Annotated in this window: 22 protein-coding genes and 1 tRNA gene; 18 read left to right on the top strand and 5 right to left on the bottom strand. The window is 61.5% G+C overall.

The features are described 5' to 3' along the window. Positions 1 to 14: 14 nt before the first annotated feature. The 3 genes from mazG (at position 15) to Q0K07_RS03780 (ending at position 3,982) form a co-directional block, all read left to right on the top strand. Positions 15 to 866: a nucleoside triphosphate pyrophosphohydrolase gene (gene mazG, locus Q0K07_RS03790; RefSeq protein ID WP_294556644.1), complete on the top strand. Its 852-nt coding sequence runs from the start codon at positions 15 to 17 to the stop codon at positions 864 to 866. A 134-nt stretch (positions 867 to 1,000) separates the two neighbouring features. Next, positions 1,001 to 2,524, top strand: a complete 1,524-nt coding sequence (locus tag Q0K07_RS03785) for a dienelactone hydrolase family protein (protein WP_294556641.1) — start codon at positions 1,001 to 1,003, stop codon at positions 2,522 to 2,524. A gap of 294 nt (positions 2,525 to 2,818) precedes the next feature. Continuing rightward, positions 2,819 to 3,982 carry an MFS transporter gene (locus Q0K07_RS03780; protein WP_294556638.1) on the top strand — a complete coding sequence of 388 codons (1,164 nt, stop codon included), beginning with the start codon at positions 2,819 to 2,821 and terminating at the stop codon, positions 3,980 to 3,982. A gap of 139 nt (positions 3,983 to 4,121) precedes the next feature. Here Q0K07_RS03780 and Q0K07_RS03775 read toward each other — a convergent pair whose 3' ends face one another. Further along, complete coding sequence (locus Q0K07_RS03775) at positions 4,122 to 5,147, bottom strand: ADP-ribosylglycohydrolase family protein (RefSeq protein WP_294556635.1); 1,026 nt, start codon at positions 5,145 to 5,147, stop codon at positions 4,122 to 4,124. Between the two features lie 86 nt (positions 5,148 to 5,233). After that, positions 5,234 to 5,833: a hypothetical protein gene (locus Q0K07_RS03770; protein WP_294556632.1), complete on the bottom strand. Its 600-nt coding sequence runs from the start codon at positions 5,831 to 5,833 to the stop codon at positions 5,234 to 5,236. A 164-nt stretch (positions 5,834 to 5,997) separates the two neighbouring features. Here Q0K07_RS03770 and Q0K07_RS03765 point away from each other — a divergent pair, with 164 nt between their 5' ends. Further along, on the top strand, positions 5,998 to 7,230 hold the full coding sequence (locus Q0K07_RS03765; RefSeq protein WP_294556629.1) for a peptidase U32 family protein: 1,233 nt from the start codon (positions 5,998 to 6,000) through the stop codon (positions 7,228 to 7,230). 51 nt (positions 7,231 to 7,281) lie between these two features. Here Q0K07_RS03765 and Q0K07_RS03760 read toward each other — a convergent pair whose 3' ends face one another. After that, positions 7,282 to 8,088 (bottom strand): ADP-ribosylglycohydrolase family protein, encoded by an 807-nt coding sequence (locus tag Q0K07_RS03760; protein WP_294556626.1) that lies wholly within the window; start codon positions 8,086 to 8,088, stop codon positions 7,282 to 7,284. 265 nt (positions 8,089 to 8,353) lie between these two features. Between Q0K07_RS03760 and Q0K07_RS03755 the strand changes: the two genes are divergently transcribed. Further along, positions 8,354 to 8,818, top strand: a complete 465-nt coding sequence (locus tag Q0K07_RS03755; RefSeq protein WP_294556623.1) for a pyridoxamine 5'-phosphate oxidase family protein — start codon at positions 8,354 to 8,356, stop codon at positions 8,816 to 8,818. A gap of 182 nt (positions 8,819 to 9,000) precedes the next feature. Here Q0K07_RS03755 and Q0K07_RS03750 read toward each other — a convergent pair whose 3' ends face one another. Further along, positions 9,001 to 9,549 carry an NADPH-dependent FMN reductase gene (locus Q0K07_RS03750; protein WP_294556620.1) on the bottom strand — a complete coding sequence of 183 codons (549 nt, stop codon included), beginning with the start codon at positions 9,547 to 9,549 and terminating at the stop codon, positions 9,001 to 9,003. Between the two features lie 367 nt (positions 9,550 to 9,916). On the opposite strand from Q0K07_RS03750, the gene Q0K07_RS03745 reads away from it, so the two are divergent. The 11 genes from Q0K07_RS03745 to Q0K07_RS03695 all read left to right on the top strand — a co-directional run bounded on the left by Q0K07_RS03745 (position 9,917) and on the right by Q0K07_RS03695 (position 22,597). After that, positions 9,917 to 9,992, top strand: a tRNA-Ala gene (locus Q0K07_RS03745). An 853-nt stretch (positions 9,993 to 10,845) separates the two neighbouring features. Further along, positions 10,846 to 12,633 (top strand): hypothetical protein, encoded by a 1,788-nt coding sequence (locus Q0K07_RS03740; RefSeq protein ID WP_294556617.1) that lies wholly within the window; start codon positions 10,846 to 10,848, stop codon positions 12,631 to 12,633. 25 nt (positions 12,634 to 12,658) lie between these two features. Further along, entirely contained in the window at positions 12,659 to 13,114 is a 456-nt protein-coding gene (locus Q0K07_RS03735; protein ID WP_294556614.1) for a type III secretion system chaperone, read from the top strand. 596 nt (positions 13,115 to 13,710) lie between these two features. Next, complete coding sequence (locus Q0K07_RS03730) at positions 13,711 to 14,883, top strand: metallophosphoesterase (protein WP_294556612.1); 1,173 nt, start codon at positions 13,711 to 13,713, stop codon at positions 14,881 to 14,883. Positions 14,884 to 15,282: 399 nt separating this feature from the next. Continuing rightward, entirely contained in the window at positions 15,283 to 16,035 is a 753-nt protein-coding gene (locus tag Q0K07_RS03725; protein ID WP_294556609.1) for a GntR family transcriptional regulator, read from the top strand. A gap of 43 nt (positions 16,036 to 16,078) precedes the next feature. Continuing rightward, on the top strand, positions 16,079 to 17,038 hold the full coding sequence (locus tag Q0K07_RS03720) for a tripartite tricarboxylate transporter substrate binding protein (protein ID WP_294556606.1): 960 nt from the start codon (positions 16,079 to 16,081) through the stop codon (positions 17,036 to 17,038). A gap of 54 nt (positions 17,039 to 17,092) precedes the next feature. Continuing rightward, the gene (locus Q0K07_RS03715) at positions 17,093 to 17,524 is read left to right on the top strand and encodes a tripartite tricarboxylate transporter TctB family protein (RefSeq protein WP_294556603.1); all 432 of its coding nucleotides are present in this window, start codon (positions 17,093 to 17,095) and stop codon (positions 17,522 to 17,524) included. A gap of 143 nt (positions 17,525 to 17,667) precedes the next feature. Next, positions 17,668 to 19,182, top strand: coding sequence for a tripartite tricarboxylate transporter permease (locus Q0K07_RS03710; RefSeq protein ID WP_294556601.1), 1,515 nt, complete (start codon positions 17,668 to 17,670; stop codon positions 19,180 to 19,182). 13 nt (positions 19,183 to 19,195) lie between these two features. Beyond that, entirely contained in the window at positions 19,196 to 20,848 is a 1,653-nt protein-coding gene (locus Q0K07_RS03705; RefSeq protein WP_294556598.1) for an FAD-binding protein, read from the top strand. Beyond that, positions 20,848 to 21,945 carry an NAD(P)-binding protein gene (locus Q0K07_RS03700; protein ID WP_294556595.1) on the top strand — a complete coding sequence of 366 codons (1,098 nt, stop codon included), beginning with the start codon at positions 20,848 to 20,850 and terminating at the stop codon, positions 21,943 to 21,945. The genes Q0K07_RS03705 and Q0K07_RS03700 overlap by 1 nt, the downstream gene beginning before the upstream one ends. A gap of 235 nt (positions 21,946 to 22,180) precedes the next feature. Continuing rightward, positions 22,181 to 22,597, top strand: coding sequence for a hypothetical protein (locus Q0K07_RS03695; RefSeq protein WP_294556592.1), 417 nt, complete (start codon positions 22,181 to 22,183; stop codon positions 22,595 to 22,597). A gap of 86 nt (positions 22,598 to 22,683) precedes the next feature. On the opposite strand, the gene Q0K07_RS03690 is transcribed toward Q0K07_RS03695, so the two are convergent. Next, the gene (locus Q0K07_RS03690; RefSeq protein WP_294556589.1) at positions 22,684 to 22,926 is read right to left on the bottom strand and encodes a hypothetical protein; all 243 of its coding nucleotides are present in this window, start codon (positions 22,924 to 22,926) and stop codon (positions 22,684 to 22,686) included. Positions 22,927 to 23,035: 109 nt separating this feature from the next. On the opposite strand from Q0K07_RS03690, the gene Q0K07_RS03685 reads away from it, so the two are divergent. Together Q0K07_RS03685 and Q0K07_RS03680 are read left to right on the top strand one after the other, a co-directional pair. Further along, the gene (locus tag Q0K07_RS03685) at positions 23,036 to 24,211 is read left to right on the top strand and encodes a M20/M25/M40 family metallo-hydrolase (protein ID WP_294556739.1); all 1,176 of its coding nucleotides are present in this window, start codon (positions 23,036 to 23,038) and stop codon (positions 24,209 to 24,211) included. A 73-nt stretch (positions 24,212 to 24,284) separates the two neighbouring features. Further along, positions 24,285 to 25,085: hypothetical protein (locus Q0K07_RS03680; protein WP_294556586.1), on the top strand; the 801-nt coding region annotated here is incomplete at its 3' end.

Here is a 25,085-nt window from a genome sequence, read left to right as displayed (position 1 = left end):
CTCAGGAGTCCATCATGAACGAGCAGGAACAGCTTCTTCGTTTTCAGAATGTCGTCAATCAGCTTATCGACCCGGAAAAGGGCTGCCCGTGGGACAGGGAACAGACGCCCCTGTCCATGTGCGAATATCTTATAGAGGAATGCCACGAACTGGTGGACGCCATCCGTTCCGGCAAGCCCGGCCATGCCTGCGACGAAATGGGCGACCTGCTTTTCGTCCTTCTGCTCATGGCGCGCCGCTTTGAACTCGCCGGACAGTTCTCCCTGGGCGACGCTCTGAAGATGGGCGCGGACAAGATGACGCGCCGTCACCCCCATGTTTTCGGCGACGCCGGCTGTGAGAGCATCGACCAGCTCATGAAGAACTGGGCCGCCATCAAGAAGGCGGAAAAGGAACAGGAAGCCGGAGAACCCAAGGGTACGCTTTCTTCCGTCCCCTCCGGCCTGCCGCCGCTCACCAAGGCCTATCGCCTGCATGCCAAGGCCGCCGGAGCCGGCTTCACCTGGGACGACGACGAGGAAGTGGAACGGCAGGTGGAAGCGGAATGGCTGGAACTTCTGGACGCCCGCGCCTCCGGCAGCGACGAAGCGAAGGAGCATGAACTCGGCGACATGATCTTCACCCTGGTGGAACTCGGCCGCCGCATGGGCGTGAAGGCCGGTGCCGCGGTGGATTTCGCCGCCAACCGTTTCCGTTCCCGCTTCGACGCCATGGAAGCCCTGGCCCGGGAACGCGGACTGGACTTCAAGGCCCTCAGCCTCGACGAAAAGGACGAGCTCTGGAACGAAGTCAAGGCCGCCGAACCCAAAGTGGAAAGCGGCGCGGCCGTGGATTTCGCCGCCCCGCGCGAAAACCCGGAAGCCTGACAGCATGCCCCGCATCGGCGGGGCATGACGCGCTTTTTCTGCGCCGAACTCACCGGAATCCTGCCTCCGGCCCGCCCCTCTGCCCTGAAAAACCTGCGGCAGAAGCATTCCGGGCCGGAGGACCGTGCAAAAATATGGCCGAACCTATTCCTTCCCTTCACCTCTTCCGCCTGCGCGCGCTGCTCGGCGCGTTTCTTGTTCTCATGCTCTCGCTCACGCTGTCCGTCCCCTGCGCCGGAGCACGGCAGAGCAAGCAGAACGTCTATGCCGGCTACCGCACCCTTTCCTCCAGTCTGCCCGCCCAGCGCCTCATGATACACATGGGCGTATGGTATCCCACGCGCCGCAAGGCAGGCAACGTGAAGGTGGGCGACTGGACCTTCCGTGCCGCGCGCAACGCGCCCATTATGCAGGGACCGTGGCCGGTCATCATCCTTTCCCACGATGTCACAGGTTCCGCATGGACCCATCACGACATCGCCGCGGCTCTGGCCGCGCGGGGCTTCATCGTGGCCGCGCCCACGCACGATCACGACAACGGCGAAGACATGGCCCTGCTCTTCTCCGACAGGGAACTGCCGGTGCGTGCCCTTCAGCTCAGGGCCGCGCTGGACCTTGTGCTGGAACATGCCCAGATAGGCAAGGAAGCCGACCGCTCGCGCATAGGATTTCTGGGCTTCGGCATGCCCGCCTCCGCAGGGCTTCTCCTTGCAGGAGGCGAGCTTACGCCGGATGCATGGGCTTCCTTCTGCAAGGGAAGGGAAGAAACCCCGCCGACGGAAGCTCTGCCGGAACCTCCGGCCCCGGCGGAGGAGGAATCCCTGCCCGAAGCCGTGGAACGCGATGTCCGGCCCGACGGTTCCGTGCCGCCCATTTCCCTCCCCCAGGCCGTGCCGCCCAGACCCGTGGCGGAAGTACCGGCCGCCCCGCACGCCCCTTCCGGCACCTTTCTGCAGAACTTTCTCGTGACTTCCGCCTATGCCGACGAAGAACTGTCGCCGGAAGTGCGCGCCCTGCTCCGTCCTACCGACAGCCCGTGGTGTTCCCCCTACCTTTCCACAAAAATGGATGACCTGGTGGAAAGCATGCGGCACCGCACGCTGGAGCGGGAGGAAAAAACGGCCATGATGCACACCGCCGTGGAGGCACGGCGTCAGCTTTTCCGCCGACTGTCGGATTCCGTGTCCCGCAGTCACCATCGTCAGCTGCGCATTGCCCGTTCCGACGCGCTGCCCACGCCTCCGGTGGCGCTGCCGCTTCTGCCCCCTCTTTCCCACAACAGCCCCGTGGCCGACGCCCGTTTCAAGGCCATGGTGTTCATCTCCCCCGGCTTCTCCATGCTGTTCAGCAAAGAAAGTCTGGCCGCCGTGCATACCCCCTCTCTGTTCATCGGTGCGGAAAAGGACACCTGGAACAGACCGTCGGAACAGGCGGCACGCTTTGTGGACATGATGGACCACAGGCCGGAATACATGCTCCTGAATCACGCCGACGCGCCCTCTCTTCAGGCTCCCTGCCCCTCGTCCGATCCTGCGGGACCGCTTGCCTCCCTCTGCGCCAGCGTGGACCCGGAAACGCGCGAGGCCATACACGCCCGCCTGGTTTCCGTGCTGCAGGAGTTCTTCAACAGAGTGCTGGGGAGAGAAAATACGCAGTAACCCTCTAAAAAACATGTAGAAACAGCTTCCGGAAGGTGCCCGGTCTCTTTCCGGCGCACGGCGCGTTTCCGGCAGAAAAGCCTCCGCATTGCCTGCCGTATTGTCTGAGGCGAAGAAGCCCTTCCCCTGCGCCTTTTTATCTCCCGACGGATCAGAGAGCATCTCAAGGATCATAAGCCCGGGAACTGATGTTCCCTCTGCCCTGCGGCACAAGCCAGAGGCAGACGCTTTTCACGCCCCGGGGACGGCTGCGGCACCTTTTTCCCTTTTTTCCGCTCCCGAGAGGAGCCTGTCATGAAGATACGCTATCCAGTTTTCAAAAGTCTGCTGGCCCTTTCCCTCGGCACCTTCGGCGTGTGCATGTCGGAATTTTCCATGATGGCCGTTCTGCCCGAAGTGGCCGAAAGCCTCTCGGTGAGCATTCCCGAGGCGGGACACTTCATTTCCGCCTACGCTCTGGGGGTATGCGTGGGCGCGCCCCTTACCGTGATGACGGCACGCTCGCGCCCGCTGAGAGCCATACTGCTGGCGCTCATGGTGCTGTTCATTGCGGGCAACGCCCTGACGGCGCTGGCAACGCACCCCCTCATGATGACGGCTGCGCGCTTCATTGCCGGCCTGCCCCACGGAGCCTATTTCGGCGTGGCCGCCATCGTCGCGGACAAACTCGTGGAAAAGGCGTTTTCCGTTCTGGCCGTGTCCATCGTCATTGCAGGCGCAACCTTCGCCAACCTCGGCGGCGTTCCCTGTTCCACGCTCCTTGCCCATCTCCTGTCATGGCGCATGGCCTACGCCCTTGTGGCCGGCACCGGCGTGATCGTCATTGTCTGCGTGCTCATCTTTGTTCCGAAGCTTCCGGGACTCAGGCCCACCGGCTTTCTCGAACAGTTCCGTTTTCTCGGCCGCGCGCAGCCGTGGATCATCTTTCTGGCCATCACCCTGGGAAACGGCGGCATGTTCTGCTGGTACAGCTATGTTTCTCCGTTCCTGACGGATGTTTCCGGCCTGAATCCGGGAAAGATGACCCTGGTCATGGCCTTTGCCGGCGCAGGCATGGTGCTCGGCAACACCCTGAGCGGAAAGCTTTCCGTGCGCTTCAGCCCGGCGGCCATAGCGGCGGGCATGCAGGGCGTTCTTGCCGCAAGTCTTCTGGCGCTTTTCCTGACGGGGGAAAGCCTCACGGCGGCGCTCTTTTTTCTCTTTCTCTGTACGGCCTGCCTGTTCGGCGTATCCGCACCGCAGCAGATGCTCCTGCTCCAGAACGCCCGGGGCGGTGAAATGCTCGGCTCCGCCATGGCGCAGGTGGGCTTCAACATCGGAAACGCGCTGGGAGCCTTCTTCGGCGGGCTGTCCATCAATGCGGGCTTCGGCTATGCCGGTACGGCATGCCTGGGCGCGGCAGGTGCGGCGGCGGGCTTTCTTCTGCTTCTTATCTACGCCCGGCGCGAAAAACGCTGAACGCCCCTGCGACAAAAAAGGCGGCGCTTTTGAAAGCGCCGCCTTTTCCTTTCCGGGCATGATCCACAAGGGGCATGCCCGGAACAACATTTTCTCCCTGCCGCATCATGGCATGCTTCGGCGGGATGATTCAAAAACGTCAGCCCAGAAGCCTTTCCGCCAGCAGCATGAAATCCATGGGCCAGCAGGATTCCGGCCGCGGACGGGCGACCCGCCCTTCCTTCGGCATGCAGGCAAGCACGGCATCCGCCCACTGATGGGGGAAGGAGTCGATATCCAGCGCCGCGCCGAGCAGCGCACCCGCCACCGCACCGTTGGCCGCGGCATCGCCGCCGCACATGACCGTTTCACGCACGCCCTCGCCCGCGTTTGCGGCGTGCAGAAGCTGCCGGAAACCGTTCTGCAGCGTAATGAGCACATGGCTCATGTTTTCCTGATACTCCAAAGGCTCCGACGACTTCGCCCTTTCAAGGCAGTCACGCACGCGCGACGCCTCAGCGGCGGGAATATCGCTCCACAAAGGCAGCTCTCCGGCCACAACATGCGCCGCCTGCCACATGATCAGAGGCGAGCCGCTCCTTATGCCGCAGGCCAGGGCCGATACATACACGGCGTTCGCAGCGCGGCACAGCGGATGCGGATTCGTGAGCGCGGCCTCCTCCATGGCCAGAAGGGCCAGCTTCCTCATCCCCGCATCACCGGCAGGAAAGCTCATGTCCGGCGCGGCGCCGTCATCGCAGGGAAGCACCGTATCCGGCACAAAGCGCACGCCGAATATGCCGAGGGGGCTCACCCGCATCAGGGCGCAGTTTGCCTCGCTGCGCGCATCGACCTTGCCGTGAAGGGCACGAAAAACCGTATGGGCGAAATCCACGGGATGGCTGCCCAGCCACGCCTTGTAGGCCGCAAGCACCTTTTCCGCACGAAAGGCCCCCTCTCCGGCAAGACTGCGGGCCAGGGCAAGCGCCATTTCCGAATCGTCGGTGGGCTGACCGGGAAGCGTTCCGTAAAGTCCGCTTCCTTCCAGATCGTCCATACCCGCGGGGTACATGGCGCGCACCGTTTCCTCATCCTTGAATTCCACCTGACTGCCCAGGGAATCCCCGGCGATCTGACCGAGCAGGCAGCCCCATGCGCGGCGTATTTCAGCTGAGCTTCTTTCCATCCCTTTTCCTTTCACCCAAAAAGTTGCGCCGGCGCTCTGCCGGAAGAACCGCCCCGCAGGACGGGCACAAGACAGCTTCCGAAGGCCTACGGCTGCACGGCGGCCTGTTCCTTCTGATCCGCCAGGTCGCTGATGGCGGGGTAATCCTGATTTTCCATGTACAGCGTGCAGTAGGAGGCCTTTTTGCCCGCATCCGTTTCCGAACCGGCAAGGAACACATACACCGCACCGGGCTTTTCCGTATCGGAGGCGGAGAAGGTCCATTCCAGCACCTCCATGCCGCCCTCATCCACAAGATAGGCCAGAAGGTCGCTCCCGGCGTCCTCTACATCCTCCACATTGAGCGAAGGTTCCCCGTATCGGGCGACAAGCTCATCCTTCAGACTGTGGAGCACTTCCAGCGTGGATGCACCGTCGGCACTCGAATCATCGGAAGACGAAGCCATGATGCGTATGATCCGCCCCTGGAAGGTATCCACCGCATAGGTGTCGAAACGGGCATCGGGCGAGGGAGGCGTCACCTCGTACATCTTCATTTCCCACCTCTCGGAAACCGGCTGCGCCCCATGGCCGTAACGGTCGATCTCACTTCCCAGTTCCAGGCCGAAAACGCCCGCTCCCAGGGCGCACGCCGCCTTGCAGAAAAAAAAGACGGCAACAAAAAAGGCCAGTTGCATATATTTCATGGATAACTCCCTTGCCGCCACGGCGGCAAGCCATCATTAAACGCAAGGGCCGTCTTTGTCCAGTACGGGAGCCTTGTCTTTCCCCTCAAGGCGGGCTAGACCTTTGTTGTCCGCGCGCCGCACAAAGCACGCAGCGCGCCTTCCCCTTTTACCCTCTCTCTGCCATGAAGGAACACACTCTCCCGGAACTTCTCGCCCCGGCCGGAGGCCGGGAACAGCTGGAAGCCGCCATTCTTTACGGAGCCGACGCCGTCTATCTCGGCGGAAGCGCCCTTTCCCTGCGGGCCAAATGCCGGGGCTTCGACGGAAAGGAGCTGGAAGATGCCGTGCGCCTTGCTCACGCTTCCGGCGTCAAGGTCTATTACTGCCTCAACGCGCTCCCTTTCGATGAACACCTGCCCCTCGTCAGGGAACAGCTCGCCATGCTGCCCGATCTCGGCGTGGACGGACTCATCGCCGCCGACCCCGGCGTCATACACCTTTCCCGCCGCCTCTGCCCGGATGTGGAGCTGCACCTTTCCACACAGGCCCATTCCGTCAATGCCGCCGCCGTGGAATTCTGGAGCGAACTCGGCGTCAGGCGCATCAATCTTGCCCGGGAACTGGGCAGGGATGCCATGGAACGGCTCATCAGCAGCTTTCCCCATATGGACTTTGAAGTCTTCGTCCACGGGGCCATGTGCCTTTCCCTTTCCGGCCACTGCCTCATTTCCGCATGGGTGAACGGGCGTCCGGCCAATCTCGGGCTGTGCACCCAGCCCTGCCGCTTCGAGTACCGGGGCCTCACCCTTACGGTGGAGGAAAATCTCCGCCGCAACGGTCCCTTCCTCGACATCGTGCAGGGGGAAGACTTCAGCGCCATCTGGGCGCCCATGGATCTGTGCCTGGTGCGCCGGATCGGCGACATCGTACGCATGGGCCCCGCCGCGCTCAAGCTGGAAGGCCGCACCAAAAGCGGCGGCTACGTCGCGCAGGTTACCGATGTGTACCGCACGGCCCTCACCCTTGCCGGAAGCACGCCCCTCTCCCCCGCCGCGGAAGACGCCTTTGTGGAAGAACTCATGCACACCGCCTCACGGCCGCTCTGCTCCGGCTTTTTCCTGCCGGAACGCACGGTGGAAAAGGTGCCGGAAGGCTTTGTTCCCCGGCCCGTGGTGGCCCGCGTCATCGAACCCGCTCCCCATGGCGGATGGCTGGTGGATGTACGCTCCCCCTGGAATGCCGACGCCGACGCTTCTCTTCTTCTGCCCGGCATGCGCCGCCCGCTGCTCCATGCGGGACAGTACAGCCTGGAAAACCACAAGGAAGAAAAAACGGATCGCCTCAACTCCGGCATGCGCGGAACGCTGTATGCCGACGTGCCGGACATACGGCCGGGCATCTACATCCGGGCATGACGAAAAGGGTCTTCCGGCGGCAGGCTCCGCCCGGAAGGCCTGCGCGCCATGTCAGCTTCTGCCCCCGGGCACGGGAGGAAAGCGCGCCTCAAAACGCTCCAGCACTTCACGAAGCTCTCCGGGCAGGAAAGGCATGACGCGCTCCCTCAGCGACCGGGGGACGCCGTAGCAGGCCTCCGCAATACTGCCCGCCATGGCGGCGATGGTGTCGCTGTCCCCGCCCAGAGAAACGGCGTTGCGCACGGCGTCCTCGAAATCCGCCGCTTCCAGAAAAGCTTCCAGTGCCTGCGGCACGGAACCCTGACAGCTGACATTGAAGCTGTAGCTGCCGCGTATCTCATCCAGCGTGAAATCCAGCCTGTACCAGCCCTTCTCCACCCTTCGGCGTATTTCTTCCGGCCCCTCTCCCTGCCGGGCGAACCAGATGGCCGCGGTGACGGCCTCGGCTCCGCGTATGCCTTCCGGGTGATCATGCGTCACCATGGTGACGCGCCTTGCCATGTCCAGCGCATCTTCCAGAGAGTTCGCCGCCCAGGCGCAGGCGCTCACGCGCATGGCCGCCCCGTTGCCGAAACTGCCGTACGGCGCGGGATTCTCGTCCACAAGCCAGCGGGAAAAACGTCCCCCGTAGCAGCCCCTTGCAAAACGACGGCCGAAATCCCGCATGGCAGCCACGGCCGCGTCACCGAGCCTCTCCCTCTCCTTTTCGCATTCCAGTACGGCGCGGGCCACGGCAAACGTCATCACGCTGTCGTCCGTGATGCGGCAGGAAGGCGTCAGCAGCTCGAATTCCTTACTTTTTATGTTTTTCCATTCAAAACGCGACCCGACGATGTCGCCGATGACGGCTCCCAGCATGATATCCTCCGAAGTTCAGGCATCACATTAACTATGGCCGGACTCTCCCGCCGTATTCTCCGCGCGGCAGGCCCCGAAAACCGGCGCATGTTCGCCACGCAGAGCCGGCTGTGGCCACGATCACGGAAAAAGCGTTGACAGCGCCTTATACCCGGTGAAAAGCTTCTGCCATGCAGAAACGGGCGCCCGGCCTGTCCATGCCACGGTTTTAACACGGATGCTTCCGCAAGAGAAAGCACCCCCGGCCCGAAAACAAGGAGAAAACATGCGCCGCAAAGAAAGGGAATGCAACGATCCGGCCTTTTTCACCAGCCTGTTTGAGCAGGCAGACGTCATCACCCTGGCCTTTCAGGCCGAAGAAGCCCCCTATGTCATTCCCGTCAACTTCGTTTTTATGGACGGCGCGCTGTACTTCCACTGTGCACGGGAAGGGCGCAAGCTGGACTGCCTGAGGCGCGCCCCGGGCGTGGGATTTTCCGTCCATGAACTGCTCTCCATCGACAGGGAAAAGGCCACCACGCTCTACAGGAGCCTGTGCGGTACGGGAAAGGCGGCCTGCGTGACGGATTTCGAGGAAAAAGGCCGCGCTCTGGAAAAACTGGCGCACAAGTACCGGAGCAGGTGCACGCTCCCCGTACCGCAGAAAACGCTGCAGGCTACGGAAGTGGTGAAAATCACCATCACCACGCTGAGCGGAAAAAGCAATCCTCCGCAGGCCCCCCGGGCCTGAGTTCCGCCCGAAGCTCCCCTCATGACGTTGCCTCGCGTGAAGCACGGCAGCCGCAGCCGTGCCCGCGATGGAGGCCGCATCCGGTCTTGTCCGGAAGGAGAAGGAGCCGGCACTCCCGCCGCACACCGGGAGGCGGGGCCTCAGGCTCCGCCTCCTTGATGAGCATCGTCAGGGCATGCCCTTCACGCCCCGCGGACACGCTCGTCCAGAGCCTTCATAAGCGCGGCCACCTTTTCCCTCAGTCTGCGCCCTTCCGGGCTGTCCGACACGTCGCCCTCTGCGGTGAAGGCGTCGGAAAAGGCGTTGGCGAACACTTCCGGCCGGTTCAGCACCCGCATGTCAAGGTACACGCAGCTCTGGCGCAGATGGTACTGCGCCCGCGAGGTGCCCATACCTCCGCCCGCGCCCATCATGGCCGCAGGCTTTCCGGCAAGAATATCCCCCGGCTCACGGGAAAGCCAGTCCAGAGCATTCTTCAGCGCCGGAGCCACGGAATAGTTGTATTCCGGCACCGCCAGCACAAGAGCATCCGCCGCTCTGACGCCGTCGGCAAGCACCCTGACGGCTTCCGGCGTTTCCCTCCCTTCCCTGTAGAAAGGAATGTCGAGAATATCGGCGATATGAAGTACCGCGCCTTCGGGCATTTCTTCCTGCGCACAGCGGAGAAGCCCGCTGTTGCGGGAAGACGCGCGCAGGCTCCCGCATATTCCAAGATACGTTCTTTCCGTCATGTTTCCTCCGTGTTGTCCCCTGGGGACGAGCCCCTGATGATGCCATGCCGCCTGATGCGACGCCCCTTTCTCCCTGCGCAAGATGCGCCTTCCCCCCTCTTCCTGAAAAACACTGTAGCCCCTGAAGTGCGGCAGACACAATGAGCCTTTCTGCGTCCGCGCCCCTTCTTATGCAGAATATGCTCCCGTCTCCATGAAACTGCTTTTTCTTCCGAAGGCGTACCCTGCCCGGTGCAGCCCGCCTTCCCTGCAGAAACCATGACGCTCCGGCCCCGCCATACATTTCCCGCCGCAAAGTTGAAGATAACGCTTGACATTCCCGGCAGGCTTCTCTAAAGTCCATCCCGTTGACGCAAGGTCAGCCTGTGGGGATGTAGCTCAGCTGGGAGAGCATTGCCTTCGCAAGGCAGGGGTCGAGAGTTCAAATCTCTTCATCTCCACCACAAGGAATGCAGGAGGTCAGGTTGAAGAACCTGACCTCTTTTTTTATGCATGCCGACATGTATGCAGGTAATGCCCCGCCGCAAAAGCGTACTGCCTGCCTTCCGTGAGCGATCATCCCTGAGATGCGGGAAGCCGGCCGTCCTTCCTTAAAAAAGCTTGCGGCTCCGCCTTCCGTCAGCACCATTGTTCCGGCTCTCCCGTTTTTTCCTGCTGCGGGAGTGACATGGGGCGCGGTGCACGGGCACGGCGGAGCATACGGATTCTCCCGGAGGCCCGCCTGCTCATGGCGCTGTTCTGCCGCCTCGGGCATATTGACAGTTTCCGCGTTCTGTCCCATCAGAAGGAGGCCTTTTCCCTGCGGCAATCCCGTACGGGAAACACATCCCCGCCCGGGGAAGGGATATCCCTCCCTGATGCGGGGCGTCTGAGCGGACAGCATGCTTCCCGCATTCCTGCAAACCTGCATCCCGCCGGTGCAGAGTGCATGTTCCGCAGCTGTCCGAAACTTTCCGACGCACAGGGGCGCCCCTGTGCTCCACAGCCCCGGATCCCTGTTCCAGGGCCATACCTGCCCATATTTCTGGCAAACGTTTCGGTAATGTCAGCATTGTTGGCAAAAATATGTCCCAGGCAGTCATCGTCCGCAGCTTCTGTTCCGGCCTTTTCCGCTTTCTTCGCCGCACAGCATGCGGGATTCCGGCTTTTTTCATCGTTTCCGAACCATAATCCCATTTCTGGCACGTTCTTTGCATAATATTTGACAAAGACCAGGCCGTCCGCGCACCGACTTCCACCTTGCGCATCGGCATATTCCATGTAATTCTGCGTAAAAGATCTGCCGGAGGTATTTTCATGGCACATCCCATCAGTCTGACTTTTGGAAATCTCACTCATCTGGCCAACACCCTGGGAGACGACACGAGTATCGTCGTCAAGAACGGAGGTTTTGAAACCAGAGGAAAGATTGGCACCTTCTTCACCCGCAAGGCCACCAACCGCCATGCAGGCAACGTACTGTTCGCTGCCGTACGGCAGCAGTACGGCGATACCGTGGCCGACGCCCTCGCTCCCCGTATGCGCTCCATCAGAGTAGAGGGCAAGCCCCTCAGCGCCAGAATCGCGCGTGACATTCTGGCGGATGCCGCAGCAATGCACCAGGGCATAGGCCGCATCAATACCGACATGGCCCGTCATTTCGTGCTGGGCAATACCGGGCAGGGCGACTCCCGCAATCTGGACACCGCTCTGGATGCATTCTGCGCCGGACGCGGTATCAGCGATGCCGAACGCCAGGAGCTGAAGAACAAGTTCGGAGAGGCCATGCTCAGGATCGCGAAGAACGAAACGCAGAAGATACTGAGCTACCAGGATATGAGCGATATGGTACGCACGGCTGGCCAGCCCGCCATCATGAAGGCCTGGAACGGCGTTCTGGCGGACCGGTTCATGAACGATCCCGCCCATGGTGCGGGGGCCGCGCTGGACGCCTGCGCCGCCCGCATGAATCTGGACCCGGCCCAGAAGCAGGAACTGCGGAAGCTGATAGGCATGGCCGTCCGGCACGAGGCGGAAATAATGGCGGAAAAGGGCGTTGAGTTCAACGCCGAACAGATATTCCGCAATGTTGCCGACGGCAATCTGCCCGCCCTGAAGAGCTTTGCCTATACCTGCGGCAAGGGGGATGCTCCCAACAGCGTGGCGCAGTCCATGCTGGCGTGGGCCACCCCGGCAACCGCCGCGGATCTTTCCATGCTGAGCGTTCAGATCGCGAACTTCGGCGGCATCGCGGCCGGAGCACTGGCTTCGCAGCGTCTGGAAGAAATACGCAATCTGCAGCCCGAAGGCCTTATCAGCCGGGAAACGCTGTGGCAGGGCTGTTTTCATGAGGCCATGCCCGACAAGTTGAAGGACGTCGACTTCCGGGGCTTCAACGACGCCGTGTTCGACCGGCTCGGCGAAATGTTCCAGCAGACGCGCCCGGACAGCGCCACCGTGTCTTCCGAAGGCATGACGACGCTTGCCGCGGGCCTCAGCCTGGAAAAGACCGTGGAAAGCCTGCTCCATCCCGTGGCGGTCACGCTGGATGACTTCGTGAACCGCCCCACCCTGACGCCGCCTTCGGAACTGAAGTCCCTGCAGGAAGTGGAAGCATCCCTGGCAAAGGACATCAACCGCCGCGGTACGCACAGCTCTCTGCCGGGTTATATGCCGACCATCAGTTTCGGCGCGGCCGGCGGAAACGTGGAAACCGTGCGTATTCAGGATACCTCCGGCATAACCGAGGATGAGAAGGAACAGTTCAGGCAGGGGCATCCTTCTCCTATCAGCAGAAGCCTGGTCGATCACGCCCTGCGGCTCTGCGGAGACAACGAAATCCAGGCCCGGCAGCTCATCCAGAGCATGGGCCAGAGCGGCGCCTTCCTCGTGCGTACCGGAAGCCCGGTCACCGGCATTGCGGAATCCGAACACTCTCCGCTGGACATCGACATCCGTCGGGAGGAAAACGGCAACGTCACCATGCGTTTCCACAAGCCCGACGCGTCTCCGCTGGACATCGACTACACCTTCACCATCACATCCGACGGGCAGAGCACGCTGACGGCCTGCCGTATGCAGGCCCGCAGACCCGCCGACGCCTGATCCGTACATCTGAGAGGTCATCATCATGTCTGAAATCTTTACGTCTCTTCTCCATGCGCTGGCGCCCGCCCTGGGCCTGCCGGAGATCACCGTTCAGGAGGAGGACTCCTCCTGCCTGCTGGTCATCGACGATTTCGAGGTAAGCCTGCGCTACCTGCCCGGTTCCGACATCGTCATGATGTTCACCGTCGTGTCCCCTCTGCCGGAACAGGGCAGAGAAGCACTGTACGCCGCGCTTCTGGACGCGAACACCTTCTTCCACGAGACGCAGGGCTTTACGCTGGCCGCAAGGGAAGACACCGGCGTGACGCTTCAGGGCGTCATGCCCATGCGTGTACTGGACGCCGGCAATATCGCCACCTGGGTGCAGAACTTCGTCGACATCGCGGACATGTGGCAGAGCTTCTGCCTGCGCGGAGAAACGGAGGCCACCCCGGCCGCTTCTCCCGACGATTTCCCGCAGGACATGCTGCGGGTGTGATCTCCCTTCCGCCGGAAGGCTGAAGCTCCCGGCGGAAGAGTCCGCGGCAGATCCGGCCCTTCCGCCAGCCTCTGCCTGCAGCAATCCCTGCCGGAAGAACAGAATATCCCATGCCGCACCCGTGCCCCGTCTGCACGGGCGGCATGGGATGTTTGTATTCTGCGGCAGAAAACGCCGCGCTCCGCACCTCTGTGCCCGGGTGGGCACAATCTGAGGTTCCACAGGCGCCTGTGCTCTCAGCGCGCCGGGGGGGCAGAAAACAGAAGCCCTTTGCGCTCATGCCTTTTCTCCTCCGCCCCGATACCGGGAAAAGCGGGCGGACCAACTCTTCCGTCTCCTTTCCGTCCGCCGGAAGCCGCAGTTTCCCCCATGGCCGTTCACGCGTCGCGGGCACCGCGGGAGGCCTTCAAACGCCGCGGCGGCGCGAACCTGCAAGCCCCTTCCTGCGACGCATACGCGAAAAGACGACATCATTTCTTCATGCCTTCTTCATACCCGCGTTATTCTCCCTCCCTATAGTCGCCCCCGTAAACGCCCTTTTCAACACAAGGCATTTTCCGCCGAACAGACGAATGAGGCATAAAGGAGGCACATCCATGCTCGAAGTCCGAAACAAAGTCCGCCGTACACAGGTGGCCGTGACCCTTGTCACCGCCCTGCTCTGCGGCTCCCTGTGGAGCAGTTCCGCCAGTGCGGAGGTCATACAGATCGTCTACACCTCCGATCAGCACTACGGCATTTCCCGCAAGAGCTTCCGGGGAGAGAAAAAGGTGCCCGCCGCCACGGTCAACGCCGCCATGGTGGAAGCCATCAACGACCTGCCCGGTCTTACCCTGCCGCCGGATGACGGCGTCATGGCCGAAAAGCCCGTGGGCTGGATAGACTATGTCATCTCCACCGGCGACATCGCCAACCGTATGGAAGGTACCCCGGAAAAGGCCCCCATGACGGCGACGGCCTGCTTTGAACTCTTCATGGACCAGTACGGCAAGGGCCTGAAGGTCAAAGACAAGGAAGGACACCCGGCGGAACTTCTCGCCGTGCCCGGCAACCACGACATGACCAACGCCGTGGGCTTCTTCCGCCCCATGTACCCGGCCAGGGATGACGGCGCCATGCGTACCATGACGGAAATGGCCACCGGGAAAAAGCCCGGGAAGGACTTCGATCCCTATGCCCGTCCCATAACCCTCGACAGGGAAAAGGGCGGGCTGCACCTTCTGCTCATGGGCATCTGGCCCGACAAGGCCAGCCGCGCCTGGATGGAAGAAAAACTCTCCGCCATGCCGGAAGGGGAACCAGTGCTGCTCTTTACACACATGCCGCCGGACCTTACGGCCAACCGCCTGACCAACCCCAACGGCGACCACGGCCTCAATCCCAGAGACGGCTTTGAAAACCTGACGCCGGATGTGGCGAGCGTGAACACCACGGTGCAGCGCCCCCTGCGCGAACACAGGGAACTTGCGGCCTTTCTGAAGGATCACCCCGCCATACGCGCCTATTTCCACGGCCACGAAAACTACAACGAATTCTACGACTGGCAGGGCCCGGACTACACCATTTCCCTGCCCACCTTCCGCGTGGATTCTCCCATGAAGGGCGATGTCTCCGCAGGCAATGAAACGGAACTCTCCTTCCTGCTGATTTCGGCCGACACCGACAAAGGCTCCATGACCGTGCGGGAAGTGCTGTGGAACACCGATGCCTCCGACACCATCTCCTGGGGACAGACGCGCACCGTTTCCCTGAAGGGTGCAGAGAAATAAGCAGCACAGGCAGGCGCAGCGCCTGATGCCGCTTCTCTCCCATGCCAAAGCGCCGGGTTTTCCCGGCGCTTTTTTGTCCTCACCTTTTCTTGTCGGACATTCCTGTAAAAACTTCCCTTTTCTTCTCTGAAACGTGCCTGACGGGAAAAATACCTCCCTCCATGCGGGCACAGACAGGCGGGGAAAACACGGATGAAGAAACGGCCACGACAGAACGGCCGCCGATGTCCCGGCTGTGGGACATTTTTTGTAAAAAACGCGCTTTCTGTGAAAAAACGCGCTATTAGCGGACAGCCATGCTGCGCGCGGGCACCGCGCAGGGCCATATTTTCCCGAAATGTGCCTTGACGCGCATAATGCTCTAGTTCTATATAGCAATAAACATTTTTGGAAATTTTTATGACGCCAGACACTTTTTCCTCCTCCCCCGCCTATTTCCGACTTCAGCAGGAACTCGCCCTGAAGATCAACGCCGGACAGTGGAAACCCGGGGAGCAGCTTCCGCCGGAACGCACCCTTGCCAAAGAGTACTCTCTCAGCGTGGGCACGGTACGCAAGGCCATGGAAAAGCTCGTCCAGGCCGGATACTGCTACCGTGTGCAGGGCAAGGGCACCTTTGTGACCGACTACCCCACCGACAGGGCCGTGTTCTACCGCATGCGCACCTCCTTTGCCGGCCGTGACGCCGTACTCATTCCCTTCAACATCAGTCGCACGGAAACTTCCGCCGACCAGGAAACGGCCTCCGCGCTGAACCTTGCCGCGGGAGCCCCCTGCATACGCATCTGCCGCTGTCTGAACGGGCGCGACGAAAAGGGGCAGTTCACCCTCGGCTGGACAAGCTCCTGCTTTTCCCTGCCGATGTGCAGCGGCCTCATGCGGACGCCGATGGCGGATTTTCAGAAATATTCCCTGTACCACCTTGCGGAACGCGACTGCCGCATTCCCTCCTTCTTCTGCGATGAAATCCTGCATCTGTGCATGGGGCTCCCCCCGGAAATACATGCCGCCCTGGGGTTGAGAGAACATGCTCCCTGTTTTGAGATGCACATGATTTCCTACACCTATGGAAACATTCCCTTCGAGTATCGCATAAGTTATGTGCTCGGAGGTCAAAGGGGTCTCATGCGCAAGCATGATTTTCGTCTGTAACCGGGGGAACACGCCCTCACTCAGCCGTTGTTGGGAGGATCATATGAACAAGCTGCTGTCGGTACTGCTGGCCGGTACGGTGTCTTTGTTCTGCATGGGGCAGGCTCAGGCCGCCTTTCCCGAAAAACCGATCAATGTCATTGTCGCCTACGCTCCCGGCGGTACCGGCGACATCAGCGTGCGCATGCTCGCCAAGAAGCTGGAAAGCATACTCGGACAGCCTCTTGTCATCACCAACAAGGGCGGCGGCGCAGGCGTGCCCGGCTTTGAATATGTGATGAAGGCCAGACCCGACGGATACACCATTTCCGCGCCGGCCACCCCCGCCTTTTCCGCTTCCATCTTCCTGAGGAAGAAGGCCTACGATCTCAACGACATGAGCTTTGTCGCCACCTACATGATCAACGACCGCATCCTGCTTGCCCGCACCGACAGGCCCTACAAGACCTGGGAAGAATTCAAGGCCTACATCAAGGCCAACCCCGGCAAGGTGTCCATAGGCAGCGGCGCCTCCCAGGAGGCGGTGGAAGTGCTGCGCTCCGTGGCCATCAAGGAAGGGCTCGACGTCAACTTCGTCATGTACAAGAGCGGCGGCGAAGCTTCGGCCGACCTCATCGGCGGCCATATCGACGCCTGTGAACTCGGCGTGGGTACCGCAGGCTATCAGGCGGCTCGCAAGGGCGACCTCAACATTCTGCTCAACCTCGGCGCAGGCGAAGTGCCCGATTTCCCGAATCTGCCCAAGCTCCATGCGGATCTCGGCCACCCCTTCTACACCTCCGCTCCCTATGCCTTCATTCTTCCCAAGGGCACGCCTGAAGACATCCGCGCCACCTGGGAAAACGCCATCAAGGTCGCGCTTCAGGATCCGGAACTTCAGAATGCCATGCTGAAGGCCGGCTTCAGCCCGAAGTTCATGACCGGAGAAGAGAGCAAGGCCTTCTGTCAGGAAAGCGTGAACCTCATCCCCGCCATGCTGGAATTCAACAAAAAGGCTGAATAACGCCCCCAAGAGAAAGGCGGCTCTCCGGGCACGGAGAGCCGCCACGGAGTTTCCATGCATACCGACAGACTTACCGGACTCGGCTTTCTTGTGTTCAGCGCGCTCTTGTGGTTCGTCGTCATCCCGAATCAGACGGAAGGCCCCGAAGAGGCCTTCGTTCCGCGCCTGGCCGTTCTGGTCATCGCCATTCCGGCCCTCATCATGCTGCTGCGCACCCCGGGGAAACAACTCCCCGCAACGTTCGAGCCCGCGCTCTTTCTGCGCGTTTCCGTGCCGACCATAGCGCTCTTTCTGGTTTATCTCATCTCCATTTCCTATATAGGATTCTTCATTCCGAGCTTTGTCTTCCTGCTCTGCTCCCTGCTTCTGTTCGGTGAGCGCCGCAAAAAAGTCTTTCTGTTCACGCCGCTTGTATGCCTCGGCGGCATTTATGTCATCATCGTGCACTTTCTTCAGTTTACCCTGCCCCGGGGAATACTTTTCTGACACCCCGGAAAAGTGCTTCGCGCGTGCCTGCGGAACATTCCGCTCACGCGGCAGGGGCGCCCCGCATCTGAAGCAACACACGGTGCCCCCGGCGGCTTTCCGCTTTTTCCACCGCTTCCGGCTCGTCCAAAAAGGCGTCTGCTATGTTTGAAAGTTTAATGACCGCGCTCGGCATGGTGCTGGACTGGCAGAATTTCTTCTGGTCCCTGTTCGGCGTGACCTTCGGCATCATCGTGGGGGCCATTCCCGGCCTCAGCGACACCATGGCCATTGTTCTGCTTCTGCCCTTCACCTACTACCTCGGCCCCATTCCCAGCATCGCCATGCTCATGGGCCTTTCCAAGGGTGGAAACTTCGGCGGCTCCATCCCCGCCATTCTCTTCAATATTCCCGGCACGCCGCAGGCCATGATCACCACCTTCGACGGCTACCCCCTCGCAAAGCAGGGAAAAAGCGGCAAGGCGCTCAAGACCGCGCTCTTCGCCTCGGTGACGGCCGATACGGCGAGCGACCTTGTGCTCATCTTCCTCGCCGCGCCCGTGGCCATGGTGGCTCTCCGCATAGGCCCGCCGGAATACAGCATGATTCTCTTCTTCTCGCTCATCATCATCAGCCTCGCGGCTTCGGGAAGCCCCTGCCGCGGCCTCATTTCCACGGGCATAGGCCTGCTGCTCGCCACTGTGGGATGCGACCCGGAAACCGGCACCCTCCGCTTCAACTTCGGCTTCATCGAGCTTGCCGACGGCATCAGCATCATGCCCATGGCCATAGGCCTGCTGGCCTTTTCGGAAGTGCTGCTTCAGGCGGAACGCTGGTACAAGGAACGCAACAGGAACAGGACGGAGGCAGTACGCCTTTCCCGCCCCGGCACCGACGACGACCGCCTCACCCCTGCGGAAATGAAGCTGTGCCTGCCCACCATAGCCCGTTCCACCCTCATCGGCTCCTTTGTGGGCATCGTGCCCGGCATCGGCACCACGGTGGGCGCCTACCTCAGCTATATATGGAGCAGAAAGAAATCCCCCTACCCTGAAAAATTCGGCAACGGCGCACTGGAAGGCATCGCCGCTTCCGAAGCGGGCAACAACGCGGTGAACGGCCCGAACCTCGTGCCGCTGCTCACCCTGGGCATTCCCGGCAACCTGGCGGCGGCCCTCATTCTGGGCGGCTTCATGATCAAGGGCCTCGTGCCCGGCCCGCAGTTCATGGAAAGCAACGCCCCCATGCTGTACGCACTCTTTGCCGTGCTGCTCATCAGCAACCTCTATACCCTCATCGTGGGCGGCATCTTCGTGCATTACGCCCGCAAGCTGACCAACATCCCCAAAACCGTGCTGTTCAGCTGCGTGATGCTCTTTTCCTTCCTGGGTTCCTATGTGAACAACAGCAGCCTGTTCGACGTGGCCGTCATGTTCGTGTTCGGCCTGGTGGGCTACCTCTTCTCCAAGCTCAGACTCAGCCTGCCCACCATGATCGTGGCCTTCTTCCTGGGTTCTCTGCTGGAACACAAGATCCGCCAGAGCCTGACCATTTCCCGGGGAGACTGGACCATATTCATCGACAGGCCCATCGCCTGCTGCTTCTTTGTCCTGACCGTGTTCATCACGCTCTTCTACATCGTACGCCTTACCCGCGGCCGCAAAGCCGCCCGGCCGTAATCAGGAGGATTCCATGCAGATACTGGAAAGTGATTTTCTCATCATCGGAGGCGGAAGCGCGGGCTGCATCGCAGCCATGCGGGCCCTTCAGGTCGCTCCCGATCTGCGCGTGACCATTTTTGAAAAAAGCGACATCGTCTACGGCGGCTCCATCGCCCGGGGCATGGACGCGCTGAACATCGTGGCCATTCCCGGCAAAACCACGGCAGAGCTCTACCTTGAGGCCGTGCGCGCCGGAGCCGCAGGTATTGTGGACGCAGGCCCGAGCTATGTCATGGCCGAACGCTCCTACGCGCTGCTCAAGGAAATGGAAGGCTGGGGCGTCACCTTCCCCAAGGATGAGAACGGCCAGTACAAGACCTTGAAGTATCACGTGAAAGGGGAATTTCAGACGGCCATGGACGAGCCGGAGCTCAAATCCATGCTGGTCAAGCGCGCCCTTGATCTCGGCGCGCGCCCCGTCAACCGCGTCATGGGCCTGCGCCTGCTCACCGACAACGGCAGAGTTGCCGGCGCCGTGGGGCTGAACGTGCGTACCGGCCAGCTTGTGGTCTGCCGCGCCAAGGCCGTACTCATCGCTTCCGGCGGCGTCAGCCGTCTCACGCTTCCCAACTCCGGCTACCTGTACGGCGTGTACGACTACCCCGGCAACACCGGGGACGGCTTCGTCATGGCCCTGCGTGCCGGGGCCGGCGTCACGGGCATGGAATTCACGCAGCGCACCATGCTCATCAAGGATTCCAACATGCCTCTGCTTGCCATCTGCGTCACGCGCGGCGGCAAGGTGCTCGACTGCAACGGCACCGTGATCATGGAAGGCGAAGTCAACAACATCAACGCCATGAACGAGGCCTTCACCGAGGGCCGCGGCCCGGTGCACATCCAGCTCAGCCATCTGCCCGAAGAAAAGATCCGGGAAATCGAACATATTCTGTTCACCACGGAACGCCCGGTGAACGAACGCTTCTTCGGGGGCAGGCACATCGACTTCCGCAAGCAGGATATCGAACTGTGGCCCACGGAATACCTGCTCTGCGGCGGGCACGGTCTGGCGGGCATCCGCGTCAACGAACGTGCCGAAACGGCGGTGCCCGGTCTCTACGCTGCGGGCGACGTGGCGAGCGTGGCCAAGCAGCACCTGACCGGCGCCTTCATTTTCGGGGAAATCGCCGCCGAACAGGCCGCCGGATACATTGCCTCCGCGCCCGACACCCATATCCATGAAGACGATGTCGCCGCCGTGCGCGAAGAACTCGCGGAGCGCTTCAGCGCCAAAGACCGCGACATCGACGTGCGCGAACTCGAACACAAGGTGCGCCGCGTGGTGGGCGACTATCTCGTGGCTCCCAAGAATGCCCACAAGTTTGAACTGTGGAAGTACTGGTCCGATACCTTCCGCGAAGATTTCAAGCACGTGGCCATCCATAACGGACATGAGCTTTCCAAGCTCTATGAAGTGGAAAACATCCTGCTCTGCGCCGACTGTTCCGCCCTTGCCGGGGACTTCCGCAAGGAAAGCCGCTGGGGTGAATGCCACCGCCGCAGCGATTATCCCCTGCAGGACGACGCCAACTGGCACTGCCATGTGGTCATTAAAATGAAAGACAATCATCTGAACGCGGAAAAGGTCCGCATTTCCGAACTGGGCGAGGAGGTTTCCCTGTGATGAACGACAGCAATATCGCCATTGACACCACGCTCTGTCTGGCCTGCGGCAACTGTGTCGACCGCTGCATCATGGACAACCTGCGCCTTTCCCTGCCTCCCTGCCGTCAGACCTCTCCCCTCGGCGTGAACTATCAGGGCATTGCCAGGCTCCTTGCTTCCGGCAAGGAAGAAGACGCCGCCCGTGAACTTCGGCGCGCCACGCCCTTCGGGGGCATACTCGCCGTGCTGGGCGATCCCTACGCGGAAAAAACCTGTTCGCGCGGGCAGGCCGGAGGCGCCCTGCGCTTTACCGATCTTCTGCGCTATCTTGTCGCCGCACAGCCCGGCATCGTCTACGGTCAGGAGCCGCGCAGACTGCCCGCCTCCACCAAAAAGGCCGCCGTCATCGGGGCCGGTCCTGCGGGACTGCAGGCCGCATGGGCCCTGCGCATGAGCGGCGCCGCGGTCACCGTGTTCGAGGCCGCGCCTGAAGCAGGCATGACGCTCACCCGCACTCCTGCCGGAGAAGACGGCGGAAACGAGGCCCTGCCCGCCGTGCCCGCCGAAGTCATGGAAAAGACCCTGGCCATGCTGCGCGAAGCGGGCATCCGCTTCCTCACCTCTACTCCCAAGGGGCAGGCGGATCTCGACAGTCTGTGCGCGGAATACGACGCAGTGCTCTGCGCCTGCGGCAGGGGCGCGGTTCTGCCCGCCGACAAGAACGGCTATGTGAAGGACAACCTCTTTGCGGCAGGAAGCTGCGTGAAGAACCAGAAAAGCCTGACGCCCCTTCAGGCCATGGCCTCTGCGGCAAAAGCCGCCCATGCCGCGCGCAACCTGCTGGAAGGCTTCGATATCGACTATGAGAGCGACGAGCGCACGGCCCGGGGCCTGGAACGCTTCGCCGGACTCGGCGACCGGGAAATCGACGACCTCGCCCCCGTGGCTCCCGCAGGCGGAACCTACACCGGCGAAGAAGCCCGCGAAGAGGCCTCCCGCTGCCTGGGCTGCGGGCGTCCCTATGAACGGAACAAGACCTGCTGGTACTGCCTGCCCTGCGAAGTGGTCTGCCCCACGCAGGCCCTGCATGTGCGCATCCCGTATCTGATCCGCTGATACGCTCCTTCGCACGACACTCCCGGCGCTCCGGGCCTTCCGCGCTTTTCCTGAAAAGACGTGCGGACAGACCCGGGGCGCCTTCTTTTCCCCAAAAACGCGCAGAATTCTGCGCAGCAGGCCGCAGACGCCGCTTCGGGCAAAAGGATTGTAAGGTACCCGCCCTTTGCGTTATAGGTAATGCGCAACCCGGCATGTTACCCCGACCCTCACTCCCCCCCAAGGAGATTTCATCATGAAAAACATCGCTCTGGCGCTTGCCCTCAGCCTGCTCATAAGCGGTACGGCCTTTGCCCATGACTTCAGCAAGTTCAGCATGGACATTCCGAAGGACTGGCACGCCATGGAAGAAAACGGCGTTGTCGCCGTCACCGCCCCCGGAAACGAAGCGGCCATTTCCATCGCCGCGGAAAAAATGGAAAAAGCAAACATCGACGTTGTGGCAAAGGCTTTTTCCCAGAAACTGGAAGGTACGGAACCCAAGGCGGATGACAAAGGCGTCTACAGCTTCAGCTTCACCCGCGACGGTGTGAAAAGCACCTGCTTCTGTTCCCTTGAAGACGGCGAATTTCTCCTCATCACCGTGACCGATCCCACGGGAAGACATATTGCCGCCATCAGAAACATGCTCACCACCCTGAAAAAACGATAAGACTCCGGGCAGGGGCGCCCCTGTTCCCTGCTGCAGCCACTGCCTGGCAGGCACGGCCTTTTCGCCGCGCCTGCCTTTTTCTTTTCTCACAACAGCAAGGCGGAGAACGCCTCTTTTCTTTCCCGGATACCTGCCCATGTTCCGGACAAGGGCCCGGCATCCGCCGCGTTCCGCGTCTTCCGGAACAAATATGTATCATCGCCCTGCAAAAACGTATCTTTGAAAAAAAATGCTCTTTTTTTCCGGAAGGAATCTGTATGTCTCCCGCACTTCAAAAAAAGCGCGCCCCAAAACACGCCTTCCGGCACAGCATGCAGGCTCCGGCTCATGTTTTTTCCTTGTCTGCCGGGCGGCTTCGGAGAGAAGACATGCGCTCTTGCCTATTTTGTCCGATACGGATAGGCTGACACATCTTTTCTGCAACCAAGAGTATCCGTGATGAAAAACAACGCACAGTGGCTCAGGGCCATGGAATATCTCGACGGCAGACAGGCGGAGATGTTCCAGCTTTTAAAGAATCTTGTGGAAATGGAAACCCCCTCCGCCGATAAAGAGGCCGTAAGCCGCCTTGCCGGCCACCTCGACACCTACTGCGACGCCATGGGCATGTCGTGCCGGAAGGAGCATTACGCCCACGCCGGGGACGCCCTTGCCGCGCACACCGCTCCCGGGGAGAAAAAGCCCGTGGCGCTTCTCGCCCACCTCGATACCGTGCACCCTGCGGGGAGCTGGCCCGTCCTGCTCCGCCAGGAAGGCGACCGCCTGTACGGCCCCGGCGTGTTCGACTGCAAGGGCGGCATCGTCATTGCACTTTTCGCCATCAAGGCCCTCATGGCCTGCGATTACAGGGAACGGCAGATCCGGCTGGTGCTCTCCAGCGATGAAGAAACGGCGCACATGCTCTCCGAGGGACTCGGAGGCAGTCTTTTCACCAGAGAATGCGCAGACTGCATTGCCGCCTTCAACTGCGAAAGCGGTTCCCCCGACAATGAAGTCGTGACGAAACGCCGCGGCGGTGCGGTGATGCGCATCCATGTCTCGGGCATTGCCGCCCACGCAGGGCGCACCCCGGAAAAGGGCGCAAGCGCCATACGCACGGCCGCGCGGCTTGTGGAGCATATCGAGGCGCTCACCGATCTTTCCGGCAATCTGTTCAACTGCGGGAAAATCACGGGCGGCACGGGGGCCAACGTCATTGCCGATGCCTGCGACATCACCCTCGGCCTGCGCTATCACAGCAATGCCGACTACGACAGGGCCCTCCGCACTCTGGAGACGCTGTGCCATGACCTGCCCGTGCCCGGCACATCGGCAACCCTTTCCCTGCTCAGCCGCTACCCGGCCATGGAGGAAACGCCCGGCACGCAGAAGCTCCTTGACCTGTACGACGCCGCCTCCCGGCTGCTCGATCTGGGTCCGGTGAAGCCCCTTGCGGCAGGCGGCTGTTCCGACAGTGCCTTTGTCACCCAGATGGGCATTCCCACGCTCTGTTCTCTGGGCATAGGCGGCGCCAACCCCCATACTAGGGAGGAATACGCCCTGCTTTCCACCATGCTGCCCCAGTGCAGGAAGCTGGTGACCACCATTCTTTCCCTTTCCGGGGATGAGGCATAGGATCGGCTGATCCGCTCGTTTTTCCGCAGACGCAGGAAACCGTTCTCCACTCCCCTCAGATCAAAGGCCTTCCATGAGCGCACAAGCAAAAAAATTCCAGTTTCCCAATTCCCTGGTCATCGTTTTCGCCATGATGGTGCTGGCCGCCGTGCTGACGCACATCATCCCCGCCGGAATGTACGACCTCATTCCCGGCACGAAGCTCCTCGATCCTGCAACCTATCACGGCATTGCGCAGCAGGGTGTTTCTCCCTGGGGCCTTGTCGACGCGGTGTTCGCAGGCATGGTCAAGGCCGGGCCCATCATCGTGTTCACCTTTCTGGTGGGCGGCTATTTTCAGGTGCTCATCGCAAGCAATGCCGTGGATGCCTTCATCAGCCGCCTGGTGCAGGCCCTGGGTTCCCGTTCCTTCCTCATCCTGCCTTCTCTTGCCCTCATCATGAGCGTGCTCGGTGCATCCGGCGTCATGGCCAACCCCGTGGTGGCCACCATTCCCATAGGCGTCATTCTCGCCCGCAAGCTCGGAGCCGACAGGGTGACGGGTGTGGCCGTCATGTTCCTTGCCGCCTACGGCGGTTACGCCACAAGCCCCGTATGCGCCATGACGGTGCAGATAGCCCAGCAGATTTCCGGCCTGCCCATGCTTTCCGGCTTCGGCTTCCGCTGCGTCGTGTGGCTGGTCTTCTTCCTGCCCACGGTCGCCTTCATCGTGCGCTACGCCGCCAGAGTACGGCAGAATCCCCGGGCCGGAGTGCTGGCGGAGGAAACGGAACCTGCGGTGGCGGAAAGCGCCGCCGTACCCTTCAATGCCCGCCACGCTCTGGCGCTTCTCGGCCTTGCGGCGGGGCTTGCCGTGTATGTCTGGGGTTCGCTC

It is taken from the genome of uncultured Mailhella sp., assembly GCF_944324615.1.
Taxonomy (GTDB): domain Bacteria; phylum Desulfobacterota; class Desulfovibrionia; order Desulfovibrionales; family Desulfovibrionaceae; genus Mailhella.
Note: the sequence above shows the minus strand (reverse complement) of the source record. Positions and strands in the feature narration are given on the sequence as shown.

What these genes read in the sequence shown, in the direction of transcription:
- mazG (WP_294556644.1), top strand. Translation starts at nt 15, where the DNA reads ATGAACGAGCAGGAACAGCTTCTTCGTTTTCAGAATGTCGTCAATCAG.
- Q0K07_RS03715 (WP_294556603.1), top strand. Translation starts at nt 17,093, where the DNA reads ATGCATACCGACAGACTTACCGGACTCGGCTTTCTTGTGTTCAGCGCG.
- Q0K07_RS03755 (WP_294556623.1), top strand. Translation starts at nt 8,354, where the DNA reads ATGCGCCGCAAAGAAAGGGAATGCAACGATCCGGCCTTTTTCACCAGC.
- Q0K07_RS03690 (WP_294556589.1), bottom strand. Translation starts at nt 22,926, where the DNA reads ATGAGCCGGAGCCTGCATGCTGTGCCGGAAGGCGTGTTTTGGGGCGCG.
- Q0K07_RS03775 (WP_294556635.1), bottom strand. Translation starts at nt 5,147, where the DNA reads ATGGAAAGAAGCTCAGCTGAAATACGCCGCGCATGGGGCTGCCTGCTC.
- Q0K07_RS03760 (WP_294556626.1), bottom strand. Translation starts at nt 8,088, where the DNA reads ATGCTGGGAGCCGTCATCGGCGACATCGTCGGGTCGCGTTTTGAATGG.
- Q0K07_RS03740 (WP_294556617.1), top strand. Translation starts at nt 10,846, where the DNA reads ATGGCACATCCCATCAGTCTGACTTTTGGAAATCTCACTCATCTGGCC.
- Q0K07_RS03725 (WP_294556609.1), top strand. Translation starts at nt 15,283, where the DNA reads ATGACGCCAGACACTTTTTCCTCCTCCCCCGCCTATTTCCGACTTCAG.
- Q0K07_RS03705 (WP_294556598.1), top strand. Translation starts at nt 19,196, where the DNA reads ATGCAGATACTGGAAAGTGATTTTCTCATCATCGGAGGCGGAAGCGCG.
- Q0K07_RS03780 (WP_294556638.1), top strand. Translation starts at nt 2,819, where the DNA reads ATGAAGATACGCTATCCAGTTTTCAAAAGTCTGCTGGCCCTTTCCCTC.
- Q0K07_RS03720 (WP_294556606.1), top strand. Translation starts at nt 16,079, where the DNA reads ATGAACAAGCTGCTGTCGGTACTGCTGGCCGGTACGGTGTCTTTGTTC.
- Q0K07_RS03785 (WP_294556641.1), top strand. Translation starts at nt 1,001, where the DNA reads ATGGCCGAACCTATTCCTTCCCTTCACCTCTTCCGCCTGCGCGCGCTG.
- Q0K07_RS03700 (WP_294556595.1), top strand. Translation starts at nt 20,848, where the DNA reads ATGAACGACAGCAATATCGCCATTGACACCACGCTCTGTCTGGCCTGC.
- Q0K07_RS03695 (WP_294556592.1), top strand. Translation starts at nt 22,181, where the DNA reads ATGAAAAACATCGCTCTGGCGCTTGCCCTCAGCCTGCTCATAAGCGGT.
- Q0K07_RS03770 (WP_294556632.1), bottom strand. Translation starts at nt 5,833, where the DNA reads ATGAAATATATGCAACTGGCCTTTTTTGTTGCCGTCTTTTTTTTCTGC.
- Q0K07_RS03750 (WP_294556620.1), bottom strand. Translation starts at nt 9,549, where the DNA reads ATGACGGAAAGAACGTATCTTGGAATATGCGGGAGCCTGCGCGCGTCT.
- Q0K07_RS03730 (WP_294556612.1), top strand. Translation starts at nt 13,711, where the DNA reads ATGCTCGAAGTCCGAAACAAAGTCCGCCGTACACAGGTGGCCGTGACC.
- Q0K07_RS03735 (WP_294556614.1), top strand. Translation starts at nt 12,659, where the DNA reads ATGTCTGAAATCTTTACGTCTCTTCTCCATGCGCTGGCGCCCGCCCTG.
- Q0K07_RS03710 (WP_294556601.1), top strand. Translation starts at nt 17,668, where the DNA reads ATGTTTGAAAGTTTAATGACCGCGCTCGGCATGGTGCTGGACTGGCAG.
- Q0K07_RS03765 (WP_294556629.1), top strand. Translation starts at nt 5,998, where the DNA reads ATGAAGGAACACACTCTCCCGGAACTTCTCGCCCCGGCCGGAGGCCGG.
- Q0K07_RS03685 (WP_294556739.1), top strand. Translation starts at nt 23,036, where the DNA reads ATGAAAAACAACGCACAGTGGCTCAGGGCCATGGAATATCTCGACGGC.